Raw genomic sequence first — 15,981 nt, 5'->3', positions numbered from 1 at the left:
ATTAAATTTTATATTTAAACATTATATCAAAAAATGCTTGGCGTATCCAAGATACCCCAAACATATACTATTTTTGCTTCTATTTTGAAATAATTTTAAGATTGTTGCCCATAATAAGCATTCGGACCATGCTTTCTCAGATAATGTTTATCCATTATGTAAGAAGGTGCTGGCTCAACCCGAGGATTGATTTGTTCTGTAAACCGGTCCATTTTAGCTACTTCTTCCAATACTACAGAATGATAGACTGCCTGTTCTGGCGTTTGACCCCATGTAAATGGGCCATGATTTCTGACAACAATTCCTGGCACCGCTGATGGGTTAATTCCACGGTTATTAAATTCTTCAAGAATAACTGTCCCAGTTTCTTTCTCATAAGCTATTTCCACTTCATTAGCCGACAAAGATCTAGCACATGGTATTGGTCCATAAAAATAATCAGCATGAGTTGTCCCATAAAATGGAATATCTCTGCCAGCTTGTGCCCAACCAACAGCTTCCGTCGAATGGGTATGTACAATTGCTTGAATATCTTCCCATGCTTTATATAATTGAACGTGAGTAGGCAGATCCGATGAAGGATTCAAATCACCTTCCAGGATATTACCGTCTAAATCTGTCACTACCATATTTTCAGGCGTTAATAACTCATAGTCAACCCCTGATGGTTTGATAACAATACGTCCTAATTCCCGACAAATCTCAGAGACATTACCCCATGTAAATTTGACAAGACCATGGTCAGGCAATGACTTATTTGCATCACACACCCGTTGACGCATTTCTTCTAAATTTTTTGGCATTTAGTTTAACTCCGCTTCTTCTATCAGTGGATACAAAAAGTTTTGTGCTTCTTTAATAGCAGTTTTTGTTTCCTCTATACTGTTACAATTTTCAGTCCACATTTCGATTAAGAATGCCCCCATATATCTGGTTTCCTTCAGAATTCTAAATAATTCTTTCCACTCAACACAACCTTTTCCAAATGGAACATCCCTAAATTGGCCACTACATGTCTCTGAAACTGCATAGGTATCTTTTAAGTGGAGCGCAGCAATTGACCGGTGGCCTATATAGAACTCACTCCAAAGATCATTGTGCCAAGCTGAGAGATTGCCAGTATCTGGATAGACGAACAAGTAAGGAGATTGAATTGCTTTTTCGACGGCCAGATACTTTTCGATTGAGTTGATAAACGGATCGTCCATGATTTCGATGGCTAAGACGACTTGAGCTTCTTCTGCCCAGTCACAGGCTTGTCTCAAATTTTTGAGAAAGCGTTGACGAGTCTGAGGCGACTTTTCTTCATAGTAGACGTCATATCCTGCTAATTGGATCGTTCTGACTCCTAAATCTTGAGCTAATTCAATACACTTTTTCATTAATTCCAAAGATTTTTCTTCTAAAATAGGATTATTTGACCCAAGTGGGTACCTACGATGACCTGAAAAACAAATACTTGGAATTCGTACGCCAGTTTGATAGATTGCTTTAACAAGATCTAAACGTTCTTCCTTTGACCAATTTAGCCGTTCTAAGCGGGCATCAGATTCATCAATTGACATTTCAACAAAATCAAAACCCAGTTCTTTGGCAAACTCCAGTCTTTCTAACCAAGAAAACTGTTTTGGGGTTGCTTTTTCATAAATTCCAATTGGTCGTCCCATTGACTTACCCCCAGATACGTTTGATTTCATCTTTAAATTCACGCGCAGCCTGAGCTGGATTGTCTGCCTCAGTTATGCCACGGCCAGCTATAAAGGTGTATACATCTACCCCTTCAAATAATGATAAAGTCTTAACATTTAAACCACCAGTAACTGAAACACGGAAACCCATCTCAATCAATCGTTTAACTTTATTTAAATCTTTTTCACCCCAAGTTTCCCCCGCTAAGAGTGCATCTCGTGATTGATGGTAAATAGCTTGTGAAATACCAGCATCTAACCACATTTGAGCCTGTTCAAAAGTCCAATCCCCGTATAACTCAATTTGGATCTCACCCTTATCTCCGCGTTCCTCTTTGATGGATTTTAAAGCTGCCTTCATTGTTGGAATTGTTGCACAACAAATACATGTCATCCAATCCGCACCACGTTGGGCATTATTAGCTGCTACCGTACCTCCAGCATCCGCACATTTGGTATCTGCAACTAGTATCTTGTCAGGGAAAAGATTTCTTAAAATCTCCACTAATTCACTACCAACCTGCAATAAGCAAACTGTCCCTGCTTCAATAATATCTACTTCTTGACCTACTGCAACTGCAGCTTTGATTGCTCCTTGCATATCAGAGTGGTCTAATGCTACTTGTAAATTTGGAATTGTTCTTGACATATTTTCTCCTATCATAACCAATCGATCCGATTAACTGTTTAAATCCATGCCTTCAAGGTAAGGACTATTTTTTGACTCATCAACTAAACTTAGGACTTCTTCAATTGTTTGACAAGCAACCAAACGTTCAATAGCATTCTCTAAATCAAATAAGGCAATAATTTGTGGAATGGCTACAGATGCATGTATAGCTGAACTAGTTGCTGCAAGTGCTAGTAAAACTTGTACTGGCTTACCATCAGAAAAAACTACAGGTTCTTGCAAGGTAATTAAAGAAAAGGCATCTCTAATCACACCTGCTTCTGGTCTTGCATGTGGCATCGCCATACCTGGCATTAATATATAATATGGTCCATACTCTTCAGTCGAGTCAATAATTGCTTGATAATATTCATCTTTTACTGCACCACTTTCAATTAATGGTTCTACAGATTTCTTAACAGCTTCCTGCCAACTGTCAGCAGTTTCACCAAGACGAATTGAATTGTTCTCAATAAAGGCTTGTTTTAAATTCACGTCGTTTTCTCCTTATCTTGAAAAGGTACCAAGAATAGTTATTTTTAAATTGAGAGTTGTCACAATGGCAACTCTCAATGGATTCTTATAATACCTTTTGTAATTTTTCTTTGATTTCCTTATCATCCATCAGGTTATCTAACCCTACCAAATGACCTTTTGTTCTTCCCTCAAGTTCATGAATTAAGTGATTTGAAGCAACCACAATATCATATCCTGAGGCCAAGCCCTTCGCTTCTCCAACAGAACAAGATGCTGATTGAATATCTGTTACACCTAATTGACGTAGTGCATTTTCAACTTTCATTTTGATCACCATTGATGATCCCATGCCGTTTCCGCATGCTGTTAGTATTTTTACCATAATAGACTCCTTATAAAATTGTATTCAGGTATTATTGGGCTTCACCGCGATAATAAGCTTCTTTATCTTTAGATTTCATATATTGCAATTGTGGAATAGCTAAGAAGAAGAGGCAGACCACAGCATAACCAGCAATTCCTAAGTATTTGAAAATATACCCAAATACGACCCATGGAATTTCGAAATCAATATTTCCTTCATAGCCACCAGCAAGTGTCAGTAAGCCAACTGCAACGGCACCTAGGGCAACTTGAATAACACCTGAGATGAATGAAAGGGCTACAGCTGCTTTCCAACCACCACGTTTATCAGCGAAGACCGCGATAGCAGCATTATCGAAGAAGACAGGAACAAAACCAGTGATAATCAAAATTGGATTTTTAAAGATTACTAATAATGTAATAGTCAACAATTGACCAATCAATCCAAAGGCAAATCCTGAAAGGACAGCATTGGAAGAACCAAAACCATAGGATGCCGCAACGTCAACCGCAGGGAATGAACCTGGTAACAGTTTGTTTGAAATCCCTTGGAAGGCATTGGTTAATTCAGAGACGAACATCCGAACCCCTTGCATTAAGATGAAGAGATAAACTGAGAAGGTAAGGGATGTTTGAAGAATATACATGAAGAAAGCTTGTTTAGCAGGAACATAAGCTCCAGATCCAATCAATTCAACATTAGACATGATTTCTGGGCCAAGGACAGCTAAGATACCACCAAAGAAGACCAACATTAAGGTCGCTGAAGCTACAACTGTATCATGGAAGATACTTAAGAATGAAGGTAATTTTAAGTTGTCTAGGCTTTCTTCTTTCTTACCAAAGAAAGGTGCAACTTTGTCTACAAACCAAATCGCAAATTGTTGTTGGTGTCCAATCGCGAATCCGCCACCACCAGTTAAGCGTTGGGTTGCTTCTACTGTCATGTTAGAACTAACAGCCCAATAGAGACCACAGATGATACCAACCGCCCATGCACCAAAAGCATTTTGGAATTGAGGAATTAAAAACAAAACAAATACTGAAATGGTTGCTGCTTGTTGAACCATAATGTGTCCAGTAATGAACAGTGTCCGAATTTTAGTCACCTTGCGAAGAGCAACCAAGAGAATGTTCACCCCAAAACCAATCAGTAAAGCTGTAGTAGCGACTGAAATGAAGCCCATGCCTTCTAATTTCGCATTTGCAGCTGCAAGACCAAAGTAAGGGTCAATAACAGCAGCCTTTAGTTCAAACTTCTTAGCCAAGGCAACTAAGATTGGACGGAAAGTATTTACCAAACCTCCTGCACCGACATTTAAAATTAAGTAGCCGACAGTTGCTTTGATAAAACCTGCAAAAACCTCATGGAAAGGTTTATTTAAAAGAATGTAGCCTATTAATACTAATAGACCGACGAAGAAAGCTGGATTTTGCAAGATATTTTGCGAAAACCAGTTAAGTGGCACTAGGAAGAATTGCATGATAACTACCTCATTAAGCTTTTTATTTATAATTCAATTATAGGTTTTGAAAACGCTTTAAAAAAGACCAAGTATCACACAGCCCAGTGTTCAAAATTAGACTTGATAAAAAATTGACAAACAAAAAAAGCTAAGTTTAACTTAGCTTATTTCTCTTTCTCAATTAAAAATGCTCGACCTTCTTGTCACATAAATAGTTCAGGTCCATGGGCGATTTCTTCTTCATAGGTTGCTTTTGCCTGATTGTTTTCTGCGATCAATCTAATTTGATCAGAACTGAAACCATGCTTTTCCTCAGCAGTATTATCTGAATATAAATCAATTATGAAGAGTTTTCCTTCTGCATCCTATGCTGTGAGTAATTGACTTAGGACATCTTCGACATCTGGTATATGATGTAAGACCAAAGAAAGTGCTAAATTACCCGTTCCTCCTCCAAAATCTAAAAGACGATCCAGATGTTAATCAGCTAGTTGTTGTGCAATTGCCTTGCTAAATTTGTCAGCTAAAGTTATTTGATGCTCTGAATCATTAGTGACGGCTTTGTCATCAAATTTATTATGCTTTCCCCTTACTCCCTCCAGTAGCGTGCCTTCATGATATTCGTCATGGTGCGTTCTAAGTTAGACAGAGTTTTCTCTTTGAACATGGCTTTTCTGAGGTCCAAAAATTCTCTTTGAATTGGGAAAGTTGCTGTAAACAGATGATCAAGTTCTGGGCTATCTTCAATGGCACCACAAATAGCTATGGTTGGTTTATTGAATTTTTTAGCAAGACGGCTGATGGCTACAGGCACTTTCCCAGCCTGACTTTGAGCATCCAAATTCCCTTCCCCAGTGATAACCAAATCCGTTCTATTGATTGACTCTTCTAACCTAATCATTCGGGCAATGGTCTCAAAACCTGGCTTTATTTCTCCGCCAAGGACGGCAATGGCTGCGCCAAGTCCACCAGCAGCCCCTGCGCCAGCTATGGATTGTAAATCCAATCCCCTTTGCTCTTTGATTCTATTAGCAAAAGCGCAAGCTATATTGTCCATTGCTGCAATTTCCTCTTGATTACCTCCTTTTTGCAATCCAAATGTTGGAGCAAAGCCATTTGGACCATAATAAGGATTAGACACATCTGCTAAGCCAACTAAGGTTAGCTGACTAAAGTCAAGGTCTGACTCCAATTGGCAAGTGTCGGGGTTAAAACCAAGGCTCTTCAGGAAACCAAAGCCCCCATCAGAGGTGCCCGTTCCACCAAGACCAATAAAGATCTCAGTGCAGCCACGCGCCACTGCATCTTTAACCAATCCTCCCAACCCATAGCTACTGGCTTTGACAAATGTCTCAGGTGAAGGTGTGATTTTATCCAGACCTATAATCTTAGCCGATTCAATAACAGCTAGCTTATCAGCTAATAGGTAGTCGGCCTTTATTTCCTGTCCTATCAAATCGACTGTTTCTACGGAAACCAATTGCCCATCTAAATGCTCAGAAAAGGCGTCAAGTGTCCCCTCACCTCCATCAGCTATCGTAAATGTTTCAACCCATGCTGAGGGCATAACTTTCTTAATAGCCTTTAAACTTGCTTCATTTAAGGCTTTTGAACTTGCAGATCCTTTAAAAGAATCAATGGCCACGACTATTTTCATCTTGCTCCCCCTTGCTTGACGGTCATGATAGCAAAAAAACACATAATGTGTTTTTTTGCTTATTTTACTACTATGTTGACTAATTTGTTTGGTACTGCAATAACTTTAATGATTTCTTTTCCAGCAATTTCTGCTTGAACTTTGTCATTAGCTAAAGCAATAGCTTCCAATTGGTCTTTCGAAAGGTCTTTGGCTACAACTAACTTAGCCTTCACCTTACCTTTAATTTGAACGACAATTTCCACGTCATTTTCAATAAGTTTTGTTTCATCCCAAATTGGCCAAGCCTCATAGGTCAATGATTGACCAGAGCTCGTTAGGACCTGCCATAGCTCTTCACCTAAATGCGGTGCAAATGGCGCAATTAATTGGACGAAGCCTTTGGCATAGTCTACAAATAATTGATCTTCCTTGTTGGCTGCATTAACAAAAATCATCAACTGTGCGATAGCAGTATTAAATTTCATGCTATCAATTTGTTCTGTCACTGCTTTGACCGTTTCGTGGTAAACCTTGTCAAGGGCTCCGCTATTCTCCGCAATAATCTCTTTGCTTGTAATCAAACGATAAACGCGATCAAGGAATTTGCGACTACCTTCGAGTCCTTCTTCTGACCAAGCAATTGAAGCATCGAGTGGTCCCATGAACATTTCATACACACGAAGGGTATCGGCACCAAATTCTTCAACAACATCATCTGGATTAACAACATTTTTGAGTGATTTTGACATCTTAGCTGGTGCTTGTTCTAGTTCCTCACCTGTTTCAATGTTAAAGAATGAGCCATCACGTTTTTCAACTTTATCAGTCGCAACAAGTGCCCCACGATGATCACGATAGCTTGTTCCCAAAATCATTCCTTGGTTATACAATTTTTGGAATGGTTCTTTAGTTGGAACAACACCTAAGTCATAAAGGACTTTGTGCCAGAAGCGAGCATAAAGCAAGTGAAGCACGGCGTGTTCTGCACCACCGATATACATATCAACAGGCAACCACTCTTTGAGCAATTCTGGATCTGCCAAGGCTTGGTCATTATGTGGATCAATATAACGAAGGTAATACCAACTTGAACCTGCCCATTGTGGCATTGTATTGGTTTCACGACGGCCTTTAACACCATCTTCACGAACAACTTCTAACCAGTCAGTAAGGTTAGCTAATGGAGATTCACCAGTTCCTGAAGGACGAATGTCTTTTGTTATTGGAAGAACAAGTGGTAAATCTTGTTCAGGAACAGCCGTTGATGTTCCGTCTTCCCAATGGATAATTGGAATTGGTTCACCCCAATAACGTTGGCGTGAGAATAACCAGTCACGAAGACGATAAGTAACTTTCTCATTACCGACTTGATTTTCTTCCAACCATTCTACCATTTTAGACATGCCTTCAGCTTTATCTAATCCGTTCAAGAAATCAGAATTAATATGTAGACCATCTTCAGTATAGGCTGCTTCTTGAACATTTCCACCTTCAAGGACAGGAATAATCTCAAGATTAAATTGTTTAGCAAACTCCCAGTCACGTTCATCATGAGCCGGTACCGCCATAATAGCTCCAGTACCGTAGCTTGCAAGGACGTAATCAGCAATCCAAATTGGCATTTCTTTACCATTAACGGGGTTAATCGCATAAGCACCCGTCCAAACACCAGTTTTTTCCTTAGCCAAGTCAGTACGTACTAAGTCAGATTTTAAACTTGCCTGACGTTTGTAGTCAGCAACAGCTTGTGATTGCTCAGGGCTGGTAATTGTATCAACCATGGCATGTTCTGGTGCTAAAACAGCATAAGTAGCTCCAAATAAAGTATCAGGACGAGTCGTGAAGACAGTAAAGTCTTGATCAGTGTCTTTTACTTTAAATGTAACATTTGCCCCTGTTGATTTACCAATCCAGTTACGTTGCATATCTTTAATTGATTCTGGCCAATCAACTTCTTCTAAATCTTCTAATAATCGTTCTGCGTAAGCAGTGATTTTCAACATCCATTGTCGCATAGGCTTGCGCACAACTGGGTATCCTCCACGTTCAGAAGTACCATCTGGTAGGACTTCTTCATTGGCGATGGCAGTCCCTAATTCTTCCACCCAGTTGACTGCTACTTCAGCTTCATAGGCTAAGCCTTTTTCATAAAGCTTTGTAAAAATCCACTGTGTCCATTTATAATAATTGGGATCAGTTGTATTAACTTCACGGTCCCAGTCATATGAGAAACCGAGGGCGTTAATTTGACGTTTGAAGTTAGCAATGTTCTCTGCTGTAAATTCAGCTGGGTCATTACCTGTATCCATAGCATATTGCTCAGCAGGCAAACCAAAAGCATCCCACCCCATTGGATGAAGGACATTATACCCTTGTGAACGTTTGAAACGACTCAAGATATCCGTCGCTGTGTAACCCTCTGGATGTCCCACGTGGAGACCTGCTCCTGAAGGATATGGAAACATATCTAAAGCATAAAATTTTGGTTTACTTTTATCTGTTCCAGTTTTGAAATTTTTGTTAGCTGCCCAATAGGCTTGCCATTTAGGTTCAATTTCTTTGTGATTATAAGTTGTCATGTGAATTCTCCCATGTAAAAAAGTCTAGTCTTCTTATTATAGCATGATATCAAGCTTTTAGGAATGTTTTATCACTGTAAGTTCCACTCATTTCAGGATAAAACAAAAAGATGAGACAAGTCTCATCTTTTTGGAAAGTGACATTTTAATTTTCTTTACGTTTGGTAGAATATGCCACCATACCGGCAGATGCAATGATACTTAAAGCAACTCCTGTAAAGAATGGATTTACTTTTTCACCAGTTACCGGCAAGTGTTGATCCGCTTTTTTAGTTTCTTCAGCTTTTACAGGTGTTTTTTCTTTAGTTGCTTCCATTGCAGGTTTTTTTGCATCTGTTTGCACAAATGGTGCCGATGCTTTTCCTTCAGTGTCTGCTAGAACAGATTTGCCTGTTGCTTGTCTTTCAACATCTTTGTCAGTGTTAAGGATTTCACTTGATTCAGTGTCTGTCTCAACACCTTCTGGCATTGGATTTTCAGAACCCATTGGTGCTTCTTCAGAAACTTCCGGAGCAACTTGATCTGCTTCTTCTTTTGAAAGAGTTGCTTCTAATGATGGAGTTGCTTCTGCCATTAAGGTACGAATATCTTCAACTGTTTTAGCATTTTCAACTAATTCTTTCAGATGATCAGTTGCACCAAGTTTTTCTAATTTTTTAAGCGCTGCATTTTTAGCATTAGTGAGAATAATATCCTTGACTGTATCTTCTGCAGAACGTTGTGATTTTAAGAAATCAGTTAAGCCACTTGTAGCTTTGACTTTCATTGCATGTTCAAGACTAGGACGTGTGATAGCCATAAACTCTTTGATGCCTTCTACTGTTTTAGCTGTTGAGACAATATTCTTCAAGAGACGACCTGCACCAAGATGATCTAACTCAGTCAAAGCAGTACTTCTTTCTTTTTCAAGTCGTTCTTTAGCAGCTTTTGCTTCACGTTCTTTTGTCTCAGCCATCAATTTATCACGCATAGCTTGACGAGATTCTTTTGTTTCTTTTTCTTTTGGACTTGGAGTAATGTTGATTTTTGGATCTTCATTATTACCCTCATTTTCGTCTACAGAATCTTCTTCATCCTCATTTTCGTCTACAGAATCTTCTTCTTCATCCTCATTTTCGTCTTCGTCTTCTACTTCATCTTCGTCTACTTCATCTTCGTCTTCTTCATCCTCCATATCTTCCTCAGCATTAACATCGGCTTCAGCATCACTTTCCTCAGACACAGTTTCTACGTCGTCTTCCTCAGCATCTTCTGTAGTTTGGTCTTCATCTTCAGAAATTTTTGATTTTTCTGCATCCTCTGCTGCTTTAAGCCATTCAGCGTCCGATATATTTTTATAAGAATCAACTTCTGTATTTTTTAATAATTCCGTTGTAGCATTGGATTCCGTTGTGGCATTTTCAACAATTTTCTTTATTGATTCACTATCTTGTCCTTTTTTTATTATTTCATCAATTTCGTCAAAATATTTGTTTTGAATATCCGCATCTAATTTTAACTTCTTGATTTCATTTTTTGCACTGTCACCCTTAGCATCTAATAAAATAGAATTAATTGCCTCTTTATCTGACTTATAGTACAACAAATCATTCTTATACATTTCTTTATCATCAGTATCAAGATTTAATTTCTCAATTTCACTATCTGGATTAATAATTGTTGCTTCATCAGCAGATACAAAACTTCCTCCGACAATAAATGCTGCAGATACTGATGCTAATCCAAAGATTGACTTTCTGAGAAAGTACTTCATTTGTTTGTTTTCTTTCATTTTTACTCCTTTATATTAAAGAATGTCTTTTTCGGCAATATCGATTCCCGTCAACAATAACTTTATTATATTTTAGCCATTAAATTAAGTCAATATGATAAATGCATTAAATTCAGTTCATTTTTTGAAGTGATTATATATATTTTGGATATTAGTCTGCACAAAAAAAGACCACATCTGTGATCTTTTAATTTAATTATTAAAGCTCTGCGATTTGATACAGTTCAACTTCTGCAATTGTTTCTGAACCAAACATGTTAAGCATAAGCTTAACTTTATTGTTTTCGATTTCAACAACGCGTCCTTCTTGTCCCATAAAAGCACCATCAATAATTTGGACCACGTCACCTACTTTAATATTAGTGTCAAAGACATCAACAGTTTGACCCATTGAAAGGAGGATAGCTCTAATTTCATCTTCTAATAGTGGTGTTGGTTTTGAACGGTTTCCATGAGATCCGACGAATCCAGTAACGTTAGGTGTGTTACGTACAACGAACCAAGCTTCATCTGTCATAACCATTTCAACAAGGACATAACCTGGGAAGCGATTTTCTTCAATTTCTTTACTTTGTCCATTTTTCTCAACATTTACTGTTTGAGTAGGAATTTCAACACGAAGAATATTGTCTAACATGTTATAAGTTTGGGCACGTAATAATAAATTTTCTTTAACTTTGTTTTCGTAACCTGAGTAAGTTTGTAAGACAAACCAACCTTTATCAAAAGAGTCTAACATAAAATTTCCTTTCATCAGAAAAAAGCCTTCAGCGGCTTTTGGAATGGTTTTGTTAGTTTCATTATAATCGATGAACCTAGGTCTGTCAATCATTTGTAAGTTGGACTACAAAAAAAGACCTAGTCTTTGACTAGGTCTACTTTTTCAGTTTAGAAATAATTAATAATGCTTAAGATACCTTTTGATAATAATTGGTCAAAGATAAAGATAATAACTGTAAAGAAAGCTGTATACTCAAGTACTGAGATAAAATCTTTCCAACGTTGTTTTTTATTTGGCCAAGTTGTATCTTTTAAAACTTTAAAAATACCACCAAAAAATCCCATCAGGCTCTCCTCTAACGTGTTTCTTTATGTAAGGTATATTTCTTACAATGTTTACAAAATTTATTAACTTCTAGTCGTGTCGGTTTAGGCGTACTACTGACCGAAATCGAGTAGTTTCGGCTTCCACAATCCACACACGCTAGGCTTGCTTTTTTCTGTGCCATAACGCCTCCGTAGAAATTATTCTAACACGATTCAGGGAAATACGCAAGTTATCTGAAGTAGTCTATAACACCATCCCAGAGGTTCTTAGCTTTTTCCTTGAGACCATAATTATCAACTACATCTGATATTGATTTAGAAGCATCTTCTGCTTGTTTGCGAATGTTATCGATAATATCTTGCGAATCACGCGCAGTCTCCGTATTGGTCTCATTAATACCATAAACTGCTGAAATCCCATTTTGCGCATATGCATTATCAACCTCGAACTGACTTCCTTTTGTATAAGGAAGGATATAGGAAGCTTGAGTTGAGAAAATGGTTGAAGCCGTTCCTGCACTAGATCCAGTTAAATAGTGATTTTCATCTGTTTTATTGAAACCAATCCATTGACTAATAACCACATCCGGTGTGTAACCAATAACCCATTGGTCGCTAGATAAATCAGGGTTAAAATCTGTTTCTGTCGTACCTGTTTTACCAGCCATTGTATAACCATAGACATTAGCATTCACAGCCGAGCCATTTGAAAAGGTTCCTAGCATCATACTGGTCATTTTATCTGAAACAGATTGACTAATGACACGTTTTGATTGATCCTTATGTTCTTTAATGACCTTACCACTTGCTGTTTCAATTTTAGTAATAAGGTGAGCTGTGTGCATGACACCGTTATTGGCAAAAACAGAATATGCTTGGGCCATCTCAAGTGGGTTGGTTGTGACACCTCCACCTAATGCAATCCCTAATTCTTTTTGTGCGGCATCCATATTAAGCCCAAATTTATTTCCATAGGAAACGGCCTTATCGATTCCTAATTCTTTGACAGTCGATACTGCTGGTATGTTATAAGAATTGGCCAATGCCTGATACATTGGGACGTCTTCAGACTCAACGTTACCATAGTTGTGGGGCTTGTATCCATCAAAGTCGGTAACAGTATTTGGTAGTGTTTTATCAATTGACCAGCCTGAAGCAATAGCTGGAGTATAGGCAATCAATGGCTTAATTGTCGAAGCCGGACTACGGCTAGCTTGAGTAGCATAGTTAAAACTCCTAAAGCTTTGTTCTCCATCACTATTAACCCGTCCAACTAGGCCTCGAACACCCCCCGTTTTAGGATCCAAAGCAACACTTGCCCCTTGAGCAGATGTGCCATCTTGCTCCGAAACAGGGAAAAGACTAGCTGTATTAAAGGTCGTTTGCATGCCGGTTTGGTAATTCTGGTCAAGTTCTGTATAAATTTTATAACCATTGTTAACAATATCTTTTTCAGAAATGCCATAAGTAGTCGTTGCCTCATTGATAACAGCATCAAAATAGGAAGGAAACTTATAATCGTCTGATTTTCCGACATAGGTATTGTCTAATCGGTCTCCCATCCCAACAAGCTCAGCTTGACTTGCTTGATCTTTAGTAATTTTACCAGCATCTACCATGACAGAAAGAACTGTATTGCGACGGTTTGTAGCATTTTCAACAGAATAGTAGGGATTGTATATCTCTGGCCCTTTTAGCATTCCGGCTAGGGTTGCCGCTTCATCGAGAGTCAGATTAGCTGCGCTAGTCCCAAAGTATTTTTGACTGGCATCTTCAACACCCCAGACTCCATTTCCAAAGTAAGAATTATTGAGATACATGGTCAGTATCTCATTTTTACTGTACTTCTTGGTTAACTCTAAGGCTAAGAAAAATTCTCTTGCTTTTCGTTTAATGGTCTGATCTTGTGATAAATAGGCATTTTTTGCTAATTGTTGGGTAATCGTCGATCCGCCACCAAACTTACCTAATGTTACAACAGCAAGTAAAAATCGTTTAATATTAATACCATTGTTACTATAAAAAGTTCTATCTTCCGTAGCAATAGCAGCGTTCTGCATATTAGGTGAAATAGTATCTAATTCGACATAAGTTCCTTTTTGTCCTGACAGTGAACCAGCATATTCATTTTTTTTGTCGTAAATAACCGTCGTTGCTTTTAATGCATTTTGCAAATCTGAAACCTTGGCTGTTTTAGACAAGTAAAAAAGATAGGAGCCAATCACCAAAACCACCAAACTGACCATGATTAGGATAATTTTCCCAATATGATAACGACGCCAAAAGCGTCTAATCGGATGTTGTGGTGATGGTAAAATAGCTTCTATTTTTTTTAACCATGCTGGTTGGTTTTTGTGTTGCTTTTCAGTATCGTGACTTCTTTTAAAGCGTGAAGTCGTTTGTTCCGAAGCATCTTGACTACTAGCTTCTGTAAAATGACTTCGATTTTGAAAAGCTTGATGATTCTCAGCAAATCCACTTTGTTCTTTTTTTTGTTGTTTCTCCTGATAACGTTTGGGAGTAAACTTTTTTTGCAATAATTCTAAAAATGTCATAGAGATATTATACCACTATGGTAATTTTCCTGCTATTCACCTGAAATCACGACTGGTTTTGAGAACGCAATACCATCAACTTGAAAGAGAAGCCCTTCTGAGCCACCTTGGTGTGCAAATTCAGTTTGAATTGATTTTCTTGCAGGGTATTTACCATTAAATCTTTCTTTAATTACTTTTTCCATGATTGGCAGATTCCACACATCTCGGAAAAGGCAGTCCATTTTGACAACTGCTTCTAATGTTAATCCAACCAAACCTAAACGGCGCTCCATTTCATCAAAAGCCCCATTGATTTGATCTTCAATTGGTGCTCCAATTTCGCCAACACAATAATTGAGAAAATAAAAATCGCCAGCTTCTACCAATCCTGTATGAGCCCATTCTTCATTCACATCATAACGTCTAATACTTTTCATTTCTCTTATCCTCACCTAAGATTTGATTACACCATATTATAGCAATAATTTCCTAAAAGCTATACAAAAAAATGTAATTTTTAATCTAGCTGTCACTTTGTAAAGATTCTCATTTTTAGAGAATTAGACTGACTATCCCAAATAGCATATCAAAACCAATTTTGCCATCAAAAAATGGTATAATAACAATATCTTGAAGGATTTATCTTAAGTATATTTAAATGAAGAGGAAATAATATTATGAAAAAATTTGATGCTTTTAAAGAAACTTTATCTGCTGAAAGCTTGAAAGCTATATATGACGAAACTCGCTTGGAAGTTGCTAATGATGAACGTGAAGGAACTGAAGCTTTCTCAGCTGCTTTAGCAACTCAGATGGCAATTAATTTAGTAGAAAAATACCATGATTGGCTTAATGAAAACTAAAACCACCCCAAACAAAGGATTTACTGTATCATTTCCGAATCCCTATCCCGATACTAGTGTCAAAACTTTATTAGAAGAGCACCTCTTGATCCCTCGCAAGATTAGACATTTCTTGCGCACTAAAAAGAATCTACTCATCAATAACGAGAGCATCAATTGGCAAAGCCCAGTAAAAAAAGGCGATCTAATAACACTTGACTTTGATCCAGATGATTATCCCGAGAAATCCATTCTTTTGGGTGATGCTACTTTAGTGGATTGCCTTTTCGAGGATGAAAACATTATTGTGGTTAATAAGCCTGAGGGGATGAAAACCCATGCTAATCAACCTGAAGAATTAGCTTTGCTCAATCATGTTAGTGCTTTTTGTCAGCAAACCTGTTATGTCGTGCATCGTTTGGATATGGAGACCAGTGGAGCCATTGTCTTTGCTAAAAATCCATTTATTTTACCAATTTTGAATCAGCTTTTAGAAAAGAGAGAAATTCATCGGGATTATTGGGCCTTAGTTGGCGGACAGATTCCTCAAAAAAGTTTGGTTTACAAAGATAAAATCGGTAGACATCGTCATGATCGACGCAAGCGAGTTGTTGATCCCAAAAATGGTCAGACTGCCATTACCAATCTCACGCGACTAAAAGTCTATCCTTCTAATCGAAGTTTGGTTAATTGCCAATTAGAAACCGGTCGGACGCATCAGATTAGGGTTCACTTAAGTTATCACGGTTTTCCTATCATTGGCGACCCTTTATATCAATCTCATCCAAATAAGGAGCGGTTAATGTTGCACGCCCATCAATTGCAACTCGTTCATCCTTTAACTTTAGAATTGATAACGGTCCAAGCCAAATCAACCAGCTTTGAAGAACTACTTAAATAAA

The 15,981-nt window shown here is 38.0% G+C and carries 16 protein-coding genes; 2 read left to right on the top strand and 14 right to left on the bottom strand.

Annotated features, from left to right (window positions below):
• Positions 1–95 precede the first annotated feature (95 nt).
• From SPB_RS10600 to SPB_RS10540, 14 genes are all read right to left on the bottom strand, one after another.
• A complete protein-coding gene (locus SPB_RS10600; RefSeq protein WP_003105096.1) occupies positions 96–803 on the bottom strand; it encodes an L-ribulose-5-phosphate 4-epimerase in 708 nt (235 codons plus the stop codon).
• Positions 804–1,667: an L-ribulose-5-phosphate 3-epimerase gene (locus tag SPB_RS10595; RefSeq protein WP_003104365.1), complete on the bottom strand. Its 864-nt coding sequence runs from the start codon at positions 1,665–1,667 to the stop codon at positions 804–806. It abuts the gene before it with no gap.
• A gap of 4 nt (positions 1,668–1,671) precedes the next feature.
• A complete protein-coding gene (locus SPB_RS10590; RefSeq protein ID WP_003106044.1) occupies positions 1,672–2,337 on the bottom strand; it encodes a 3-keto-L-gulonate-6-phosphate decarboxylase UlaD in 666 nt (221 codons plus the stop codon).
• Positions 2,338–2,367: 30 nt separating this feature from the next.
• Positions 2,368–2,853, bottom strand: coding sequence for a PTS sugar transporter subunit IIA (locus tag SPB_RS10585; protein ID WP_003102597.1), 486 nt, complete (start codon positions 2,851–2,853; stop codon positions 2,368–2,370).
• 85 nt (positions 2,854–2,938) lie between these two features.
• Positions 2,939–3,217, bottom strand: a complete 279-nt coding sequence (locus SPB_RS10580) for a PTS sugar transporter subunit IIB (protein WP_003108527.1) — start codon at positions 3,215–3,217, stop codon at positions 2,939–2,941.
• Between the two features lie 31 nt (positions 3,218–3,248).
• Positions 3,249–4,682: a PTS sugar transporter subunit IIC gene (locus SPB_RS10575; protein WP_003103667.1), complete on the bottom strand. Its 1,434-nt coding sequence runs from the start codon at positions 4,680–4,682 to the stop codon at positions 3,249–3,251.
• 571 nt (positions 4,683–5,253) lie between these two features.
• Positions 5,254–6,321, bottom strand: coding sequence for a glycerate kinase family protein (locus tag SPB_RS10570; RefSeq protein WP_003104760.1), 1,068 nt, complete (start codon positions 6,319–6,321; stop codon positions 5,254–5,256).
• A 59-nt stretch (positions 6,322–6,380) separates the two neighbouring features.
• Positions 6,381–8,882 (bottom strand): leucine--tRNA ligase, encoded by a 2,502-nt coding sequence (gene leuS / locus SPB_RS10565; protein ID WP_003103037.1) that lies wholly within the window; start codon positions 8,880–8,882, stop codon positions 6,381–6,383.
• Between the two features lie 145 nt (positions 8,883–9,027).
• Positions 9,028–10,653, bottom strand: coding sequence for a YSIRK-type signal peptide-containing protein (locus tag SPB_RS10560; RefSeq protein WP_003104054.1), 1,626 nt, complete (start codon positions 10,651–10,653; stop codon positions 9,028–9,030).
• A gap of 199 nt (positions 10,654–10,852) precedes the next feature.
• Positions 10,853–11,392, bottom strand: a complete 540-nt coding sequence (gene nusG / locus SPB_RS10555; protein WP_003104173.1) for a transcription termination/antitermination protein NusG — start codon at positions 11,390–11,392, stop codon at positions 10,853–10,855.
• A gap of 149 nt (positions 11,393–11,541) precedes the next feature.
• On the bottom strand, positions 11,542–11,718 hold the full coding sequence (secE, locus tag SPB_RS10550) for a preprotein translocase subunit SecE (RefSeq protein ID WP_003103586.1): 177 nt from the start codon (positions 11,716–11,718) through the stop codon (positions 11,542–11,544).
• Between the two features lie 11 nt (positions 11,719–11,729).
• Complete coding sequence (rpmG, locus tag SPB_RS11155; protein WP_003100347.1) at positions 11,730–11,882, bottom strand: 50S ribosomal protein L33; 153 nt, start codon at positions 11,880–11,882, stop codon at positions 11,730–11,732.
• 48 nt (positions 11,883–11,930) lie between these two features.
• Positions 11,931–14,255 carry a penicillin-binding protein PBP2A gene (gene pbp2a, locus SPB_RS10545; protein WP_003103424.1) on the bottom strand — a complete coding sequence of 775 codons (2,325 nt, stop codon included), beginning with the start codon at positions 14,253–14,255 and terminating at the stop codon, positions 11,931–11,933.
• 32 nt (positions 14,256–14,287) lie between these two features.
• A complete protein-coding gene (locus SPB_RS10540) occupies positions 14,288–14,674 on the bottom strand; it encodes a RidA family protein (RefSeq protein WP_003102746.1) in 387 nt (128 codons plus the stop codon).
• Between the two features lie 240 nt (positions 14,675–14,914).
• On the opposite strand from SPB_RS10540, the gene SPB_RS10535 reads away from it, so the two are divergent.
• Both SPB_RS10535 and SPB_RS10530 read left to right on the top strand, forming a co-directional pair.
• Positions 14,915–15,100 carry a hypothetical protein gene (locus tag SPB_RS10535; RefSeq protein WP_003105537.1) on the top strand — a complete coding sequence of 62 codons (186 nt, stop codon included), beginning with the start codon at positions 14,915–14,917 and terminating at the stop codon, positions 15,098–15,100.
• Complete coding sequence (locus SPB_RS10530) at positions 15,078–15,980, top strand: RluA family pseudouridine synthase (RefSeq protein ID WP_003104974.1); 903 nt, start codon at positions 15,078–15,080, stop codon at positions 15,978–15,980. The genes SPB_RS10535 and SPB_RS10530 overlap by 23 nt, the downstream gene beginning before the upstream one ends.
• The last annotated feature ends 1 nt before the right edge of the window (position 15,981 follow it).

Source organism: Streptococcus parauberis NCFD 2020 (genome assembly GCF_000187935.1).
Classification (GTDB): Bacteria; Bacillota; Bacilli; order Lactobacillales; family Streptococcaceae; genus Streptococcus; species Streptococcus parauberis.
This window is presented reverse-complemented; position numbering and strand designations above follow the sequence as displayed.